General features: G+C 72.5%; 16 protein-coding genes and 1 pseudogene. 1 reads left to right on the forward strand and 16 read right to left on the reverse strand.

Annotated elements, in window-relative coordinates; all coding sequences use genetic code 11:
* Positions 1 to 18 precede the first annotated feature (18 nt).
* On the forward strand, positions 19 to 627 hold the full coding sequence (locus E4P41_RS05285; protein WP_135139879.1) for a cob(I)yrinic acid a,c-diamide adenosyltransferase: 609 nt from the start codon (positions 19 to 21) through the stop codon (positions 625 to 627).
* Between the two features lie 11 nt (positions 628 to 638).
* Here the strand turns inward: E4P41_RS05285 and E4P41_RS05290 are convergent, their stop codons facing one another.
* The 16 genes and pseudogenes from E4P41_RS05290 to rho form a co-directional block, all read right to left on the reverse strand.
* Positions 639 to 1043: a DUF2550 domain-containing protein gene (locus tag E4P41_RS05290; RefSeq protein ID WP_135139880.1), complete on the reverse strand. Its 405-nt coding sequence runs from the start codon at positions 1041 to 1043 to the stop codon at positions 639 to 641.
* 39 nt (positions 1044 to 1082) lie between these two features.
* Positions 1083 to 1472, reverse strand: a complete 390-nt coding sequence (locus E4P41_RS05295) for a F0F1 ATP synthase subunit epsilon (RefSeq protein WP_135139881.1) — start codon at positions 1470 to 1472, stop codon at positions 1083 to 1085.
* A 689-nt stretch (positions 1473 to 2161) separates the two neighbouring features.
* Entirely contained in the window at positions 2162 to 3598 is a 1437-nt protein-coding gene (gene atpD, locus E4P41_RS05300; RefSeq protein ID WP_135139882.1) for a F0F1 ATP synthase subunit beta, read from the reverse strand.
* Between the two features lie 78 nt (positions 3599 to 3676).
* Complete coding sequence (locus E4P41_RS05305; protein WP_135139883.1) at positions 3677 to 4657, reverse strand: F0F1 ATP synthase subunit gamma; 981 nt, start codon at positions 4655 to 4657, stop codon at positions 3677 to 3679.
* A 2-nt stretch (positions 4658 to 4659) separates the two neighbouring features.
* Positions 4660 to 6297, reverse strand: a complete 1638-nt coding sequence (gene atpA / locus E4P41_RS05310; RefSeq protein WP_135139884.1) for a F0F1 ATP synthase subunit alpha — start codon at positions 6295 to 6297, stop codon at positions 4660 to 4662.
* Between the two features lie 56 nt (positions 6298 to 6353).
* On the reverse strand, positions 6354 to 7226 hold the full coding sequence (locus E4P41_RS05315; RefSeq protein ID WP_135139885.1) for a F0F1 ATP synthase subunit delta: 873 nt from the start codon (positions 7224 to 7226) through the stop codon (positions 6354 to 6356).
* On the reverse strand, positions 7226 to 7816 hold the full coding sequence (locus tag E4P41_RS05320) for a F0F1 ATP synthase subunit B (RefSeq protein ID WP_135139886.1): 591 nt from the start codon (positions 7814 to 7816) through the stop codon (positions 7226 to 7228). The genes E4P41_RS05315 and E4P41_RS05320 overlap by 1 nt, the downstream gene beginning before the upstream one ends.
* 49 nt (positions 7817 to 7865) lie before the next feature.
* Positions 7866 to 8093, reverse strand: coding sequence for an ATP synthase F0 subunit C (gene atpE / locus E4P41_RS05325; protein WP_135139887.1), 228 nt, complete (start codon positions 8091 to 8093; stop codon positions 7866 to 7868).
* Between the two features lie 97 nt (positions 8094 to 8190).
* Entirely contained in the window at positions 8191 to 9021 is an 831-nt protein-coding gene (gene atpB, locus E4P41_RS05330) for a F0F1 ATP synthase subunit A (RefSeq protein WP_245177124.1), read from the reverse strand.
* Between the two features lie 345 nt (positions 9022 to 9366).
* Positions 9367 to 9840 (reverse strand): hypothetical protein, encoded by a 474-nt coding sequence (locus tag E4P41_RS05340; protein WP_135139889.1) that lies wholly within the window; start codon positions 9838 to 9840, stop codon positions 9367 to 9369.
* Positions 9837 to 11087 carry an MraY family glycosyltransferase gene (locus E4P41_RS05345; protein WP_135139890.1) on the reverse strand — a complete coding sequence of 417 codons (1251 nt, stop codon included), beginning with the start codon at positions 11085 to 11087 and terminating at the stop codon, positions 9837 to 9839. Before E4P41_RS05345 ends, E4P41_RS05340 begins: the two co-directional genes overlap by 4 nt.
* 362 nt (positions 11088 to 11449) lie before the next feature.
* On the reverse strand, positions 11450 to 12091 hold the full coding sequence (locus tag E4P41_RS05350; protein WP_245177126.1) for an L-threonylcarbamoyladenylate synthase: 642 nt from the start codon (positions 12089 to 12091) through the stop codon (positions 11450 to 11452).
* A 14-nt stretch (positions 12092 to 12105) separates the two neighbouring features.
* Positions 12106 to 12966 carry a peptide chain release factor N(5)-glutamine methyltransferase gene (gene prmC / locus E4P41_RS05355; RefSeq protein WP_135139903.1) on the reverse strand — a complete coding sequence of 287 codons (861 nt, stop codon included), beginning with the start codon at positions 12964 to 12966 and terminating at the stop codon, positions 12106 to 12108.
* Positions 12963 to 14039 (reverse strand): peptide chain release factor 1, encoded by a 1077-nt coding sequence (prfA, locus tag E4P41_RS05360; protein ID WP_135139892.1) that lies wholly within the window; start codon positions 14037 to 14039, stop codon positions 12963 to 12965. Before prfA ends, prmC begins: the two co-directional genes overlap by 4 nt.
* An 89-nt stretch (positions 14040 to 14128) precedes the next feature.
* A complete protein-coding gene (gene rpmE, locus E4P41_RS05365) occupies positions 14129 to 14347 on the reverse strand; it encodes a 50S ribosomal protein L31 (protein WP_135139893.1) in 219 nt (72 codons plus the stop codon).
* Positions 14348 to 14528: 181 nt separating this feature from the next.
* A pseudogene (gene rho, locus E4P41_RS05370) lies at positions 14529 to 15644 on the reverse strand (transcription termination factor Rho); the annotation flags it as partial.
* Between the last annotated feature and the right edge of the window lie 442 nt (positions 15645 to 16086).

A 16086-nucleotide genomic window follows, 5' to 3' on the forward strand; every position in this document is an offset into this window, starting at 1 on the left:
TCTTCTAGGCTCGGCTGCATGACCGTCCGGCTGACCCGCATCTACACGAAGACCGGTGACGCCGGCCAGACGCACCTCGGCGACATGAGCCGGGTGGCCAAGACCGACCCACGCCTGGTGGCCTACGCCGACGTGGACGAGGCCAACAGCGTGCTGGGGGTCGCCCTGGCCTTCGGGTCGCCGACGCCGGAGCTCACCGAGTTGCTGCGCAGTGTGCAGAACGACCTGTTCGACGTCGGCGCCGACCTGTCCACCCCGGTCACACCGGACCCGCAGTACCCACCGCTGCGGGTGACCGCCGCCTACACCGAGCGGCTCGAGGCCGCCTGCGACGTCCACAACGAGGCGCTGCCCAAGCTGGCCAGCTTCATCCTGCCGGGAGGCACGCCACTGGCGGCGCTGCTGCACCAGGCGCGGGTCGTCACCCGCCGGGCGGAGCGCAGCGTGTGGGCGCTGCTGACGGCCGACGGCGAGCGCACCAACCCCGAGACCGCGCGCTACCTCAACCGGCTCTCGGACCTGCTGTTCATCCTCGCCCGGGTCGCCAACCCCGGTGGTGACGTCCTGTGGGAGCCGGGGGCGCACAGCGGGGCGCACGCACAGCGGGCGGCCGCCGACGAGAGTTGATCGCGGCTCCTTCAGCGCACCGGCGGGGCCGACTCGACCCAGGAGAGGAATCCCGTCACCGTCGAGGGGTCCATGGCCAGCTCCCGGGGGCCGGCCGCGGTGGCGCAGGAGAGGACGACGACGTCCGCGGGCAGCGCGACGTCCTCCGCGCAGGCCCGGCGCCGCCCCTGCACCTGGACCTCCGCCCGGCACAGCCGCTGCTGTGGCCGCACCGACAGCGACAGCGCCCGGTACCAGAGCAGCGAGTCGCCGCCGTACCAGGCAACCCCCACCGACCAGCGCGACGAGCCGGTCGGCCGCAGCCACATGGTGACCGCACCCAGGCCGGTGAGCAGGAGACGGCGGCGCAGCAGGAAGGCGACCACCAACCCGACGACGGCCACCACGGCGGCCAGGATGAGCAGCTCGGTGAGCATCCGCGGCGCAGGGGTGTCGGGCGGGACGTCGGCTGGGGCTCAGGCGTCCTGGCCGGCGGCCCGCAGCCGGGACTGGGCGCGCCGGGCGGCCGCCAGGGCCTCGGGTTCGTCCCCGGCCTGCTCGGCGCGACGGAGCGCCTCGCGGGCCCGCTCGACGTCGATCTCGGACGAGATCTCGGCGGTCTCCGCGAGGATCGACACACCTCGCCCGGTGACCGACAGGAAGCCGCCGTGCGCGGCCACGACCATGTCCTCGCCCTCGACGGTGCGCACGGTCACGACGCCACCCTCGGCGAGCTGGCCCAGCAGCGGTGCGTGCCCCGGCAGCACACCGAGCTCACCCTCGGTCGTGCGGGCGATCACCCGCTCGGCCTCGCCGGACCAGATCATCCGCTCGACGGCCACCAACTCGACATGCAGGGTCGCCACGACACTCCTCGGGGTCCACCGACCGGCGGTACGGGCACGCCACGTCCGGGGTGGACACGGCGACGGGTCGGGCCCCACTCTATCGGCCGCGTCCGGCGCATCTCGGCAGGCCGTCCGGCCCACCACCCGAGGCCCCTGCCGGGCACGGCCCCGGCCCCGTCCAGGGCACCGCCCCGACCCTGCAAGGGTGGGCAGGATGGCGGCCCTCCTGCAGGGTCCCGCCGCGACCTTGCGAGTGGCGGGGGCAGGGCGGCCCCGTCCAGGGAACCGCCCTGAGCCTGCGAGTGGCGGGGGCAGGACAGGGTCCTTCCTCAGGCGCCGCGGCGGTACAGCAGCGTCCAGCGCCCTACGCGGACCCACGGGCGGCGAACGGTCGACGCCGGGGCCCAGTCCTCGGTGACGAACTGCCGGCCGCCGACGTAGGGCACCGCAGCCGACGGAGGCCAGCTCCAGTCGGCACCGTCCGCTCTGCTCCCGGTGATCCCGTCCACGTCGTCCCCCGAACGTCGCCCAGCTCGTCCGGGCCTCCCCGCTCCTGATCGGCATCGAACGGGACGCCCTTGAGGCGACCCCGCACCACACCTGCCGGCCCATGCCGCCACCGGCGGGCTACCCCTGCCCGTCCCCGGGCACACGAGAACGGCCGGGTCCGTAGCGGACCCGACCGTTCCCGGCGGCGCCGGCGAGGCTCAGCCCCGCTTCAGCTTGTCGGCGTTGCGCTCGAGGTCCTCGAGGCCACCGCACATGAAGAAGGCCTGCTCCGGTACGTTGTCGTACTCGCCGTCGGTGATCGCCTTGAACGCCTGCAGCGTCTCCGACACCGGCACGTAGGAGCCGGGCTGACCGGTGAATGCCTCGGCCACGAACATGTTCTGCGAGAGGAAGCGCTCGACGCGCCGGGCCCGGTTGACCGTGACCTTGTCCTCCTCGGAGAGCTCGTCGATGCCGAGGATCGCGATGATGTCCTGCAGCTCCTGGTAGCGCTGCAGGACCTGCTTCACCGTCTGGGCGATCGCGTAGTGCTCCTGCCCGATGTACTGCGGGTCGAGGATCCGGCTGGTGGAGTCCAGCGGGTCCACGGCCGGGTAGATGCCCTTCTCCGAGATCGGCCGGGAGAGCACCGTCGTCGCGTCGAGGTGCGCGAAGGTGGTGTGCGGCGCCGGGTCGGTGATGTCGTCGGCGGGCACGTAGATGGCCTGCATCGAGGTGATCGAGTGGCCGCGGGTGGAGGTGATCCGCTCCTGCAGCTCACCCATCTCGTCGGCGAGGGTCGGCTGGTAGCCCACGGCGGAGGGCATGCGGCCCAGCAGCGTGGAGACCTCCGAGCCGGCCTGCGTGAACCGGAAGATGTTGTCGATGAAGAGCAGCACGTCCTGGTTCTGCTCGTCACGGAAGTACTCCGCCATCGTCAGCGCCGACAGCGCCACCCGCAGCCGGGTGCCCGGCGGCTCGTCCATCTGGCCGAACACCAGGGCGGTGGACTCGATGACGCCGGACTCGGTCATCTCGGTGATGAGGTCGTTGCCCTCGCGGGTGCGCTCGCCGACACCGGCGAACACCGACACGCCACCGAACTCCTGGGCGACCCGGCGGATCATCTCCTGGATGAGCACCGTCTTGCCCACACCCGCGCCGCCGAACAGGCCGATCTTCCCGCCGGCCACGTAGGGGGTGAGCAGGTCGATGACCTTGATGCCGGTCTCCAGCATCTCGGTGCGGCCCTCGAGCTGGTCGAACCGCGGCGCGTGCCGGTGGATTTCCCAGCGCGGCGCGTCGGAGCCGTAGCCGGGCTGGTCCAGGCACTGGCCGAGGGCGTTCCACACGTGGCCGGTGGTCACGTCGCCGACCGGCACGGAGATCGCCGAGCCGGTGTCGCGGACCTCGGCGCCCCGGACCAGACCGTCGGTCGGCTGCATCGAGATGGTGCGGACCACGTTGTCACCCAGGTGCTGGGCGACCTCGAGGGTCAGCGTCTTGCCCAGGTCGGCGAGGGTGACCTCCACCTGCAGGGCGTTGAACAGGTCGGGCATCGCGTCGCGCGGGAACTCGACGTCGACGACCGGCCCGGTGACCCGGACGACGCGGCCGGTCGTCTGGGTGGTCGGACGGTCCTCGGTGACGGTCATCTGTACTGTTCTCCTGCCCTCGGGCTCGGTTGTTGGCGCGTCTTCGGCGTCCCGGCCGCGGAGCGGTCGGGGGTGGGGTCAGTCGTCGGCGCCCGCAGACACCAGCGCGTCCGCACCGCCCACGATCTCACTGATCTCCTGGGTGATCTCGGCCTGGCGGGCCTGGTTCGCCTGCCGCGAGAGATTCTTGGCGAGCTCCTCGGCGTTGTCCGACGCCGACTTCATGGCCCGCCGCCGGGACGCCGACTCCGACGCCGCCGACTCGAGCATGGCCGCGAAGATCCGCGTCGTGACGTACTTGGGCAGGAGAGCGTCGAGCAGGACATCGGGCGAGGGCTCGAACTCGTACGACGTCGGCACCCCGGAGTCACCGGTGCCGGCCGCCGCGCCGCGCTCCCTGTCCTCCCGCTCGTAGTCGAACTCCTCGACCTCCTCGACCTCCAGCGGAGCCATCCGCTTGGCGACCGGGACCTGGGCGAGCAGCGACCGGAACTCGGTGTAGACGATGTGCAGCTCGTCCACGCCTAGGACGCCGTCGGCGCCGGCACCGCTCTCGTCGTCGTCCTGACCGGCGGTGAAGGCGGCGATGAGCTGCTCGCCCACGCGCTGGGCGTCGGGGTAGCCCGGCTGTTCCGAGAAGCCGGTGAAGGTCTCCGCCACCGGGCGGTTGCGGAAGGAGTAGTAGGTCTCCCCCTTCCGGCCGACCACGTAGAGGACCGGCTCCTTGCCCTCCTGGCGGAGCAGCGAGAGCAGCTCCTCGGTGCGACGCAACACGTTGACGTTGTAGGAGCCCGCGAAGCCGCGGTCGGAGGTGATCACGAGGACCGCCGCCCGGCGCGCGTCCTGCCGCTCGGTCAGCAGCGGATGGTCCAGCGACGCGGAGGAGGCCAGGGCCGACAGCACCCGGGTGATCTCCCGGGCGTAGGGCTTGGAGGCCTCCACCCGGGCCTGCGCGCGCACGATGCGGGCGCCGGCGATCAGCTCCTGCGCCGAGAAGATCTTCTTCGTCGACCGCGTGGAGCGGATGCGGCGCCGCAGCGCGCGGAGGTTGGCGGCCACGGTCAGGCGCTCCGCTTGACCTGGACGCGCTCCTGGCCGCGCTCGGACGCGTCCATCGCCTCGGCCTCGTCCTCGTTGACCCGCAGCGTCCCGCCCTCGGCGGTCTGGAACTGACCGTAGAACTCCTCGACCGCGGTCTCCAGGCCACGGACGGCGTCGTCCCCGAGAGCCTTGCTCTGCCGGATCCCGTCGAAGACGCCGCCGTGGTTGCGGGCGACGTAGTCGAGGAACTCGGCCTCGAAGCGGCGGACCTCCGGCACCGGGACCTTGTCCAGCTTGCCGGTGGTGCCCAGCCAGATGGACACGACCTCGCGTTCCACCGGGTAGGGCTGGTACTGGCCCTGCTTGAGCAACTCCACCAGGCGCTGGCCACGCTCGAGCGTGGCCCGGCTGGAGGCGTCGAGGTCGGAGGAGAACGAGGCGAAGGCCTCGAGCTCGCGGTACTGCGCCAGGTCCAGCCGCAGCCGGCCGGCGACGGACTTCATCGCCTTGATCTGCGCCGAGCCACCGACGCGGGAGACCGAGATGCCGACGTTGATCGCCGGGCGGACACCGGAGTTGAACAGACCCGTCTCGAGGAAGATCTGCCCGTCGGTGATCGAGATGACGTTGGTCGGGATGTAGGCCGACACGTCGTTGCCCTTGGTCTCGATGAGCGGCAGGCCGGTCATCGAGCCCGCACCGAGCTCGTCGGAGAGCTTGGCGCAGCGCTCCAGCAGCCGGGAGTGCAGGTAGAAGACGTCGCCCGGGTAGGCCTCGCGGCCCGGCGGACGGCGCAGCAGCAGCGAGACCGCGCGGTAGGCCTCGGCCTGCTTGGACAGGTCGTCGAAGACGATCAGGACGTGCTTGCCCTCGTACATCCAGTGCTGGCCGATGGCCGAGCCGGTGTAGGGGGCGATGTACTTGAAGCCCGCGGCCTCCGAGGCGGGGGCGGCGACGATGGTCGTGTACTCCATCGCGCCGGCCTCCTCGAGGGAGGCGCGGATGGCGGCGATCGTCGAGCCCTTCTGACCGACCGCGACGTAGATGCAGCGGACCTGCTGGCTCGGGTCCCCGGTCTCCCAGGCCTGCTTCTGGTTGATGATCGTGTCGGTGACGATCGCGGTCTTGCCGGTCTGCCGGTCGCCGATGACCAGCTGGCGCTGGCCACGGCCGATCGGCGTCATGGCGTCGATGGCCTTGATGCCGGTCTGCATCGGCTCGTGCACCGACTGCCGCTGGACGACGGTCGGGGCCTGCAGCTCCAGCGCTCGCCGACCGGTGGTGGCGATCGGGCCGGCGCCGTCGATGGGGTTGCCCAGCGGGTCTACCACGCGGCCGAGGTAGCCGTCGCCGACCGGCACGGAGAGGACCTCGCCGGTCCGGCGGACCTGCTGGCCCTCCTCGATGCCGGCGTAGTCGCCGAGGACGACGACACCGACCTCGCGGACGTCGAGGTTCAGCGCCAGGCCGCGGACGCCGCTCTCGAACTCGAGCAGCTCGTTGGTCATGACCGAGGGCAGGCCCTCGACCCGGGCGATGCCGTCGCCAGCCTCGGTGACGATCCCGACCTCTTCCCGCGAGACGTCGGGCGAGTACTCGGTGACGTAGTTCTGGATGGCACTGCGGATCTCGTCGGCGGAGATCGTCAGCTCGGCCATGGCGTGGTGTCCTCTTCCCTGCTGGGTCGTGTCTGTCTGGGAGGCGGTGGGGCGAGTCAGCCGACGAGCCGTCGGCCGGCGGCCTCGAGGCGGTGGGCGATGCTGCCGTCGATGACCTCGTCACCGACGCGGATGACCAGGCCGCCGAGCACGCTGGGGTCGATGGTGACCTGCAGGCCCATCGGCCGGTTGTAGAGGCGGCTCAGCAGGTCGGTCAGGCGGCGCTCCTGCACCTCGGTCAGCTCCACAGCGGTGGTCACGCGCGCCACCGACTGTCCACGGCGGCTCGAGGCCGCCTCGGAGAGCCGCTCGATGGTGTTCTCCGCGTTGCCGATGGACCGGCCGGTGAGGTGGCTGCGCAGCAGCATCGCGGTGATCGGGCTGACCCGGCCGTCGAGCAGCCGCTCCAGCAGCGCCGTCTTGCCCGCGGCCGGAGCGGTGCGATCGCTGAGGATCCGGGACAGTTCCGCATCTCCACCGACGATACGCCCGAAACGGAACAGCTCGTCCTCGACGCCGTCCAGCTCACCGCGGGCGTCCGCGGCGTCCAGGGCGGCGTCGGTCGCCAGCGCCTCGGTCGCCTCCACCAGGTCCAGCGGCCGCGACCAGCGTTGCCGGGCGGCGGTCTCGACCAGGTCGAGCGTCGCCCCTGAGACCCGGCCGGACAGCACTCGCCGGGCGACGCCGGCCCGGTCGGCCGGGGTCGCCGACGGGTCGGACAGCGCCCGGCGCAGGGCGACCTGCCCGTCGAGGAGGCGCGCGACGGCGAAGAGCTCGTCGGCCAGCGCGACCAGCTCGTCGTCCGTGGCGGCGCGCTCCTGCCCGGTCAGGCGGTCACGCGCCTTCTCGAGCAGGCCGGTGGCCGGTCGGGTGAGCTCCGTCTGGCGCTCCCGCACCGCGGCGAGCGCCTCGCGGCTGGAGGCATCCATCAGCGGTCGCCCTGCGGCGCGTAGACGGCGCTGCCCGTGGCGCCGCCCCGACCGTCGGGCGAGGTGCCGGCGGCCATGCCGTCGAGCTGGTCGAGGAACCGGTCGACGGTGCCGCTGCGGCGCGCCTGGTCCTCGAGGGACTCGCCGACCACCCGGCCGGCGAGGTCGACGGCGAGGCGGCCGATCTGGCCGCGCAGCTCGTTGACGACCTGCTGACGCGAGGTCGCCAGCTGCTCCTCGCCGCGGGCGACGATCCGCGCGGACTCCTGCTGGGCCTGGGCCCGCAGCTCCTCGAGGATCTGCTGCCCCTCGGCGCGAGCCTGGTCGCGGATCTGCGCGGCCTCGGTACGGGCCTCGGCCAGCTGGGCGCGGTACTGCTCCAGTGCCGCCTTGGCTTCGGCCTGCATCGCCTCGGCCCGCTCGATCCCACCCTCGATCGCCTCGCGGCGGGCCCGGAAGACCTGCTCGAAGCGGGGCGCGACGAACTTGAACAGCACCAGCAGCACGATCGCGAAGGCGATCAGCCCGATGATGATCTCGCCGACGGGCGGGATGAGGGGATTCGGCCCCTCCGCGGCCAGGATGCTCATGGTCTCAGTGTCCCTGTCTGGAGTCGGTTCCCGTACTCAGGTGTAAGGGTCAGATGCCGAAGACGAAGGGGACGACGAAGCCGATCAGCGCGAGCGCCTCGGAGAGGGCGAAGCCGAGGAAGGCGTACGTGCGGGTCAGGCCGGCGGACTCGGGCTGGCGCGCGGTCGCCTGGATGTAGGCGGCCCAGACGATGCCGACGCCGATGCCGGGACCGATCGCGGCGAGGCCGTAGCCCACGGAGCCGATGGAGCCGGTGAGCTCTGCCAGAACGTCCATTGCGGGGTGTTCCTCCTCTGTCGTCGCCCGGCGGGCGCCGGGCGGCTGGCGGGGTCGTGCGGGTGGTGCGGTTCAGGAAGGGGCGCTGCCCGGAGGGTCAGTGCTCGGCCTCGATGGAGCCGTTGAGGTAGGTCCCCATCAGGACGGTGAAGACGTAGGCCTGCAGGAAGATGACGAGCAGCTCGAAGAAGGTCATCACGATCGCCATCAGCGCCGACACGGGGCCGAAGATGAACGAGAAGTTGTCCCGGCTGAACAGGTAGACCGCGCCCAGCGAGAACACGACGAGCAGCATGTGGCCGGCGAACATGTTGGCGAAGAGCCGGACGGCGAGGGTGAACGGCCGGACGACGAAGTTCTGCAGGATCTCGATCGGCGTGACCAGGATGTACATCGGCTTCGGCACACCGGGCAGGAAGAGGATGTCCTTGAAGTAGCGACCCGCCCCTTGCTCCCGGATGCCGATCCAGACGTAGATCACGAAGCAGATGACGGCGAGCACGAGGGGGAAGGCGAACCTCGACATCGGCGAGATCTGGGCGAACGGGATGATCGCCATGAGGTTGTTGGCCAGGATGAAGAAGAACAGCGAGGCGAGGAACGGCGCGAACGGCAGGCCCTTGGGGCCGACCACGTCGCGCGCGATGCCGTCGCGGACCAGCGAGTATCCGCTCTCGCCGATGAACTGCAGCTTCCCCGGCACGATGGCCGGCTTGCGCACCGCCGCAATCAGGAACGCCAGCATCGCCAGGGTCGCGACCCACAGGATGATCGTGATCCGCGTGATCTCGAAGTCGATGCCGAGGACCGAGAACTCCGCGATCGCCGGCGGGTAGAACTCCTCGATGCCCGGGGCCACGAATCCGCCACCGGGGTCGCTCTCGACTGCGAGCACGCCGCCGCGCTCGAGGGCGCTGGAGGTCACCATGGTCCCTTCTGCGTCCTACTAGGGTCGCTTGGTCCGCCCGGCCGTCCGCCCGGGGTCGTGCGAGTGCGCGGCTCTCCCGATGGCGGGGGGGCCGCGCCGTACCGAGCCACCACCAGGTAGATGGCAGCAGCCATGCCGAGGATGATGCCGACCGGGACGAACACGCGCGTGTCGAGCCACCGGTCGAGCAGCCACCCGGCCCCGCCCCACACGGCCATCCCGGAGATCATCGTCCCGATGACCGCCCAGCCGGTGTCGGCACCGCTGCCCCGACGGGCTGGACTCGCAGGTCGAGGCCGAGAGTCCCCACGACGGGGTGCGTCCTCGGCCATCGGCGGGACACTATCAGCCGCGTCCTGCGTGGTCCTCCTCCGGCCGGGTGCCTCGCCCGTTCGGGGGCGCGGGTGGGGGCACGTAGTACAACGGCCGGGTCCAGACCCAGCGCAGTTGCACCCCGCTCCACAGCAGCGCTCCGACGATGACCGCCCAGGCCAGTGTGCGCCGGTCGAGCCACCCGTCCTCGGGGAGCGCGTTCAGCACCGCGAACAGCACGAGGGCCTTGACGAAGAAGGCGCCCAGCGCCGCCGGGAGCGTGAACGTGTCGTCGATCCGGCCCGCCCAGGCGACGACCACGCCGGAGACGACGAAGAACGCGGTCACCACGGCCGCACCGGCGAGGACGCCGACCGCGTCGTCCCATCCGGCCACCAGACCCGCGACGGGGGCCGCGAGAGCGGCGACGACGGCCGCGGCCGACGCTCCGACGCGCAGGAACGACAGATCCCACGGTGCGTCGGAGCGGGTCGGGGTGGTGCTCATCGGACTCCCTGGGGGGACGGCTCCGCGGCCGGGTCGGACGAGCGGCCGGGGACGGACGGGGCGGCGGTGCGGACGGTGCGCGCGGTGGGGTGGTCGGCACGGCTGCGCCGCCGCTGGGCGGCCAGCTCCGCGGCCCGCGCCTCCCGGGCCGCCCGCCGGGCTCGCGGGCTGAGCACGACGACGACGCCGAGGACGAGCAGCACCGCGATGGAGACGAGCAGCTCCACCCGCCCGCCGGTGATCGACAGCGCGACCGCCCCGAAGGACAGCAGTGCCGCCCAGAAGTACATGACGAGCACCGCGCGCCGGTGCGAGTGGCCGATGGCCAGCAGCCGGTGGTGCAGATGCATCTTGTCCGGCGAGAACGGCGACCGGCCCCGCAGGCTGCGGCGGACGACGGCCATCACCAGGTCGATGAACGGGATGGAGAGCACGGCGATCGGCACCAGCAGCGGCAGGGCCAACGGCAGCAGGGTCGCCGCGGAGTCGAAGGACTGCGGGTCGGCTTGCCCGGTCGCCGAGACGGCGGCCGCCGAGAGCATGAGGCCCACGAGCATCGAGCCGGAGTCGCCCATGAAGATGCGGGCCGGACTGAAGTTGTGCGGCAGGAAGCCCAGGCAGGCCCCGGCCAGCACCGCGGTGATCAGGGCCGGGGCGCTGGCGACGTCGTCGTAGCCGGCGATCCCCAGGTCGTAGCTGTACGCGAAGAACGCCAGTGCGGCGATCGCCGAGACGCCGGCGGCGAGGCCGTCGAGGCCGTCGATGAAGTTGAGCGCGTTGACCGTGAGGACGGTGAGCAGCAGGGTCAGCGGGACCCCGATGTCGGGCCCGAGCGAGAGCGTCCCGATGTCGGCCACCGGCAGGAAGACGAAGGCCAGCTGGACGCCGAGCAGCACCATGACGCCGGCGGCGGCGATCTGACCGGTGAGCTTGGTCAGGGCGTCCAGACCGAACTTGTCGTCGAGCACGCCGAGGGCGCAGATCAACCCGCCGGCGACCAGGACCGCGGCCGTCTGCGAGTCGTCGAACGTCCGCTGCAGGGCCGGTAGTCGGGTGGCCACCAGGACCGCCGCGGCGACGCCGAGGTACATGGCCACGCCACCCCCGCGCGGGGTCGGGATGACGTGCACGTCCCGTTCGCGCGGTGCGGCCATCATGCGGAGCCGGATCGCCGCCATCCGCACCACTGGGGTGGCCAGGAAGGTGACCAGCCCCGCGGTGAGCAGGACGACGACGTACTCGCGCATGGGTCAGACGGGGCGGGGGACGGTGGCGGGCGGGCACGTCCGGCCGGAGACGGGGCCCCAGGAGGGCGTGCTCATCGCGGCGGATCTCCCGGGGATCGACGACGGAGTGCGTCCCACGGTATCGCCAAGAGGGCCTCAGGTCCGTGACGAGCGGCGGCTGGAGGGTCCCCCGGAGCGGGGACGAAGCGGCTCCCCGGCGGCCGGGGACGGCCCTTGGCCGCGGTGTCGGGTCGGAGCGCAGCCCACCTCGGTCCGTCGAGTGGGGCCCGGAGGGCCCCGCGAGACGGACCGGGAAGGGCTCAACGTGCCAGGGGGACGGCACTCGGACGCGGTGCTGTCCGGTAGGACAGCGATGTCATACCTCAGTCGACGACCTCGGACACGACCTCGCGCAACCGGTCGACCGGGACTGCGCCGACGCGCAGCACCCGCGGCGCCGGCACGGTGCAGTCGACGATCGTGCTCGCCGCGGACCCGGCGCGCGGGCCGTCGTCGAGGACGGCGGCCGCCTGCGCCCCGAGCTGGGCGACCGCCTCGCCGGCGGTGGTGGCGGCCGGCCGACCGGAGCGGTTGGCGCTGGAGACGGCGAGCGGGCCGGTGCGCCGCAGCAGGTCCCGGGCCACCGCGTCGTCGGGCAGCCGGACCGCGACGGTGCCCTCGGCGTCCCCCAGGTCCCAGGCGAGCGAGGGGGCGTGCTCGACGACGAGGGTGAGGCCGCCGGGCCAGAACGCCTCGGCCAGCCGGGTGGCGACCGGCGGGACGACGGTGACGAGCCCGACCAGGGTGGAAGCCTCGCCGATGAGCACCGGCACCGGCATCGTCCGGCCCCGGTTCTTCGCCGCCAGCAGTCGGGCGACCGCCGCCGGGGTGAAGGCGTCCGCGGCGACGCCGTACACGGTGTCGGTGGGCAGCAGGACCAGCTCGCCGGCGCCGATCGCCGCCACCGCGGCGTCCAGGCCGGCAGCGCGTTCGTCGGGGTCGGTGCAGTCGTAGACGTCGGCCACGAGCGGCGAGTCTGTCATCCGTCGCCGCGGCGGGCGGTCGTGAACCGCGGGCGACCGGCGAGGTCGGGGTGGTCGGCCACGTCGGTCCACCCGCCGGAGGCCCGCACCAGCGCGGGCAGCGCGGCACCCTGCTGGTCGGCGTGCTCGATGCCCAGCGCCCCACCGGGACGCAGCAGGCGGGCCGCGGTGCGCAGCAGCCCGCGGACGACGTCGAGCCCGTCGGGACCGCCCCACAGCGCCAGGGGCGGGTCGTGGTCGGCCACCTCGCGCGGCACGGTCGCGCCGTCGGGCACGTAAGGCGGGTTGGAGACGACGAGGTCGACGGTGCCGTCGAGCTCGCGCAGCAGCTGCGGGTCGGTCATGTCGCCGGGCAGCACCTCGACCGGGGTGCCCCCCGCGGCGGCGCGGGCGGCGGCGTTCGCCCTCGTCCACTCGATCGCGACGGGGTCGCGCTCGACGGCTGTGACTCGGGCGCCGGGGTGCTCGTGCGCGATGGACAGCGCGATCGCCCCGGATCCGGCGCCCAGGTCGACGACCACCGGCTCGGGGACGCCGGCGAGCTGCGCCAGCGCCCACTCGACGAGCTGCTCGGTCTCCGGCCGCGGGACGAAGACGCCGGGCCCGACGGCGAGCTCGAGGTGGCGGAACGGTGCCCGGCCGGTGAGGTGTTGCAGCGGCACGCGGCCGGCTCGCTGGTCGACCAGTTCCGCGAACCGCGCGGCGGCGTCGTCCGGCACGTGGCGGAGGGTCAGCAGGCCGGTGCGGGTGGTCCCGACCGCGTGGGCCAGCAGCAGCTCGGCGTCTACCCGTGGGGACTCGACGCCGGCGTCGGCGAGCCGGCGCGCGGCGTCGGTCAGCAGCCCGCGGGCGTTCAGGAGCCGGCCGCCAGCAGCTCGGCGGTGTGCGCGCGGGTGAGCGCGTCGATGACCGGGTCGAGCTCGCCGTCGAGCACCTGATCGAGGTTGTGCGCCTTGAAGCCCACCCGGTGGTCGCTGATCCGGCTCTCCGGGAAGTTGTAGGTGCGCACCCGCTCGCTGCGGTCGACGGTACGGACCTGGCTGCGGCGCTGGTCGCTGGCGGCCGCGGCGGCGTCCTCGCGGGCGGCCGCCAGCAGCCGGGAGCGCAGTACGCGCAGGGCCGACTCCCGGTTCTGCAGCTGACTCTTCTCGTTCTGCGAGCTGACCACGATGCCGGTCGGCAGGTGGGTGATCCGGACGGCGGAGTCGGTCGTGTTCACACTCTGCCCGCCGGGCCCCGACGAGCGGAAGACGTCGATGCGCAGGTCGTTCGGGTCGACGGTGACGTCGACCTCCTCGGCCTCGGGCAGCACCAGGACGCCGACGGCGGAGGTGTGGATGCGGCCCTGCGACTCGGTGACCGGCACCCGCTGTACGCGGTGCACGCCGCCCTCGAACTTCAGCCGGGACCAGATGCCCTCGTCGCTGCGGGACTTCACCGCGATCGCCACGTCCTTGTAGCCGCCGAGATCGGCCGGGACGGCGTCGAGGACCTCGGTGGCCCAGCCGCGCCGCTCGGCGTAGCGCAGGTACATGCGCAGCAGGTCGCCGGCGAACAACGCCGACTCCGCGCCGCCCTCCCCCGCCTTGATCTCGAGGATGACGTCCTTGTCGTCGTCGGGGTCCTTGGGCAGCAGCAGCTCGCGCAGTTGGGCCTCGAGCTCCGGCACGCGCTGCTCGAGCGCGGTGGCCTCGGCGGCGAAGGAGGCGTCCTCGGCGGCGAACTCGCGGGCGGCGGCGAGGTCCTCGCGGACGGCGTCCAGCGCGCGCTTGGTCTCCACCAGCGGAGCCAGCTGCGCGTAGCGACGGCCCAGCCGGCGAGCGCGAGATGCGTGGGCGTGGACGGCGGGGTCGGCCAGCTCGGTCTCCAGCGCAGCGTGCTCGGCGAGCAGCGCGCCCACCCGGTCCGGTGCGGCGTCGGTGCTGCTCATGCGGGGCTCTCCGGGGCGGTCGGTGCACGGGGCTGGACACGACGACGGCGCCCGCCCCACACGAGGTGGGACGGGCGCCGTCGGGGGGACTACTGGCCGGCGTTGCGCTTGCCGAACCGCTTCTCGAAGCGGGCCACGCGGCCGCCGGTGTCCAGGATGCGCTGCTTGCCCGTGTAGAACGGGTGGCAGGCGGAGCAGGTCTCGACGGTCAGCTGGCCGCCGGGCGCCGTGCTGCGGGTGGTGAAGGTGTTCCCGCAACCACAGGTCACCGTGGTGGTGTGGTACTCGGGGTGGATGCCGGGCTTCATGTCGCCTCTTCCGGGAGTCTGTGCCGTTCAGTCAGGCCGAACGCCGGCGGCCGACCGGTCATTCCGGCCGCGCAGCGGGGCTCGGTCGATCAGTGTCCCTGACGCCTGGTGACGTGCTGGAACCGGCCCCGGTGCAGGGTCCCGCGCCGAGCCTGCGAGGCGTGGGGGGCACCGGGGTCCTTCACTCGTTTCCTGGGCCGAGCGTCGTCTTCTGGATCTGCATGAGGAACTCGATGTTGTTCCGCGTCTTCTTGAGCTTGTCCAGCAGCAGCTCGAGAGCCTGCTGGGGCTCCAGCGCGGCGAGCACCCGGCGCAGCTTGATGACGATGGCCAGCTCGTCGGGCGACATGAGGATCTCTTCCTTGCGCGTGCCCGACGCGTTGACGTCGACGGCCGGGAAGACCCGCTTGTCCGCCAGCCGGCGGTCGAGCTTGATCTCCGCGTTACCGGTGCCCTTGAACTCCTCGAAGATGACGGTGTCCATCGTGGACCCGGTCTCCACCAGCGCCGAGGCGATGATGGTCAGCGAGCCGCCGTTCTCGATGTTGCGGGCGGCCCCGAGGAAGCGCTTGGGCGGGTAGAGCGCCGTGGAGTCGACACCACCGGAGAGGATGCGCCCGCTGGCGGGGGCCGCCAGGTTGTAGGCGCGGCCCAGGCGGGTGATCGAGTCCAGCAGGACGACGACGTCGTGACCCATCTCGACCAGACGCTTGGCCCGCTCGATGGACAGCTCCGCGACCGTGGTGTGGTCCGACGGCGGCCGGTCGAAGGTCGAGGCGATGACCTCGCCCTTCACCGAGCGCTGCATGTCGGTGACCTCCTCGGGCCGCTCGTCGACGAGGACGACCATGAGGTGGCACTCGGGGTTGTTCGTGGTGATCGCGTTGGCGAGCGACTGCAGCACCATCGTCTTCCCGGCCTTCGGCGGGCTGACGATGAGCGCGCGCTGCCCCTTGCCGATCGGCATGACCAGGTCGATGACCCGGGTGGTCAGCTGGTGCGGCTCGGTCTCCAGCCGCAGGCGCTCCTGCGGGTAGAGCGGGGTCAGCTTGGTGAACTCCGGGCGCTGCCGGGCCTGCTCGGGCTCCAGGCCGTTGACGGTGTCCAGCCGGACCAGCGCGTTGTACTTGTCCTTGCGCTCGCCCTCGCGCGGCTGCCGGACGGCGCCGGTGATCGCGTCGCCGCGGCGCAGGCCGTAGCGGCGCACCTGCGACAGCGACACGTAGACGTCGTTCGGACCGGTGAGGTAGCCGGAGGTGCGGACGAACGCGTAGTTGTCCAGCACGTCGAGGATGCCGGCCACGGGCAGCAGGACGTCGTCCTCGCTGACGGTCGGCTCGCCCTGGTCGAACCGGTCGCGGTTGTTGTTCCCGCGGCGGTTGCGGTCCCGGTAGCGGCGACCGCGGCGGCCGCGGCCGCCCTCGAAGTCGTCGTCGTCCTCGTCGTTGCGGTTGTCGTTGCCGCGGTCGTTGCGGCTGTCGTTCCGGTTGTCCGGCCGGCCGCCGCGCTCGCCCCGCTCGGGGCCGCGGTTGCCGTCACGGTCGCCGCGGTTGTCCCGGTTGCCGCGCTCGGCGCGGTCACCGCCATCCTGGCTGACCTCGCGGTTGGTGCGGTCACCGCCGTCCCGCTCGCCGCGGTTGCGCCCGCGGGTGCGCTGCGGCCGCTCGCCGTCGGTCCGCTCCCCGTCGGTCCGCTCCCGGGCCGGCGCGGCGGTGTCGGCCGCCGGCGCCTCGGAGATC

The sequence above is a fragment of the Geodermatophilus sp. DF01-2 genome (assembly GCF_004571065.1).
Lineage (GTDB): Bacteria > Actinomycetota > Actinomycetes > Mycobacteriales > Geodermatophilaceae > Geodermatophilus.

Bases quoted from the DNA above. Each gene is read 5' to 3' on its own strand.
- E4P41_RS05285 (WP_135139879.1), top strand. From the start codon at position 19: ATGACCGTCCGGCTGACCCGCATCTACACGAAGACCGGTGACGCCGGC.
- E4P41_RS05290 (WP_135139880.1), bottom strand. From the start codon at position 1,043: ATGCTCACCGAGCTGCTCATCCTGGCCGCCGTGGTGGCCGTCGTCGGG.
- atpD (WP_135139882.1), bottom strand. From the start codon at position 3,598: ATGACCGTCACCGAGGACCGTCCGACCACCCAGACGACCGGCCGCGTC.
- atpA (WP_135139884.1), bottom strand. From the start codon at position 6,297: ATGGCCGAGCTGACGATCTCCGCCGACGAGATCCGCAGTGCCATCCAG.
- E4P41_RS05315 (WP_135139885.1), bottom strand. From the start codon at position 7,226: ATGGATGCCTCCAGCCGCGAGGCGCTCGCCGCGGTGCGGGAGCGCCAG.
- E4P41_RS05320 (WP_135139886.1), bottom strand. From the start codon at position 7,816: ATGAGCATCCTGGCCGCGGAGGGGCCGAATCCCCTCATCCCGCCCGTC.
- atpE (WP_135139887.1), bottom strand. From the start codon at position 8,093: ATGGACGTTCTGGCAGAGCTCACCGGCTCCATCGGCTCCGTGGGCTAC.
- atpB (WP_245177124.1), bottom strand. From the start codon at position 9,021: ATGGTGACCTCCAGCGCCCTCGAGCGCGGCGGCGTGCTCGCAGTCGAG.
- E4P41_RS05340 (WP_135139889.1), bottom strand. From the start codon at position 9,840: ATGAGCACCACCCCGACCCGCTCCGACGCACCGTGGGATCTGTCGTTC.
- E4P41_RS05345 (WP_135139890.1), bottom strand. From the start codon at position 11,087: ATGCGCGAGTACGTCGTCGTCCTGCTCACCGCGGGGCTGGTCACCTTC.
- prfA (WP_135139892.1), bottom strand. From the start codon at position 14,039: ATGAGCAGCACCGACGCCGCACCGGACCGGGTGGGCGCGCTGCTCGCC.
- rpmE (WP_135139893.1), bottom strand. From the start codon at position 14,347: ATGAAGCCCGGCATCCACCCCGAGTACCACACCACCACGGTGACCTGT.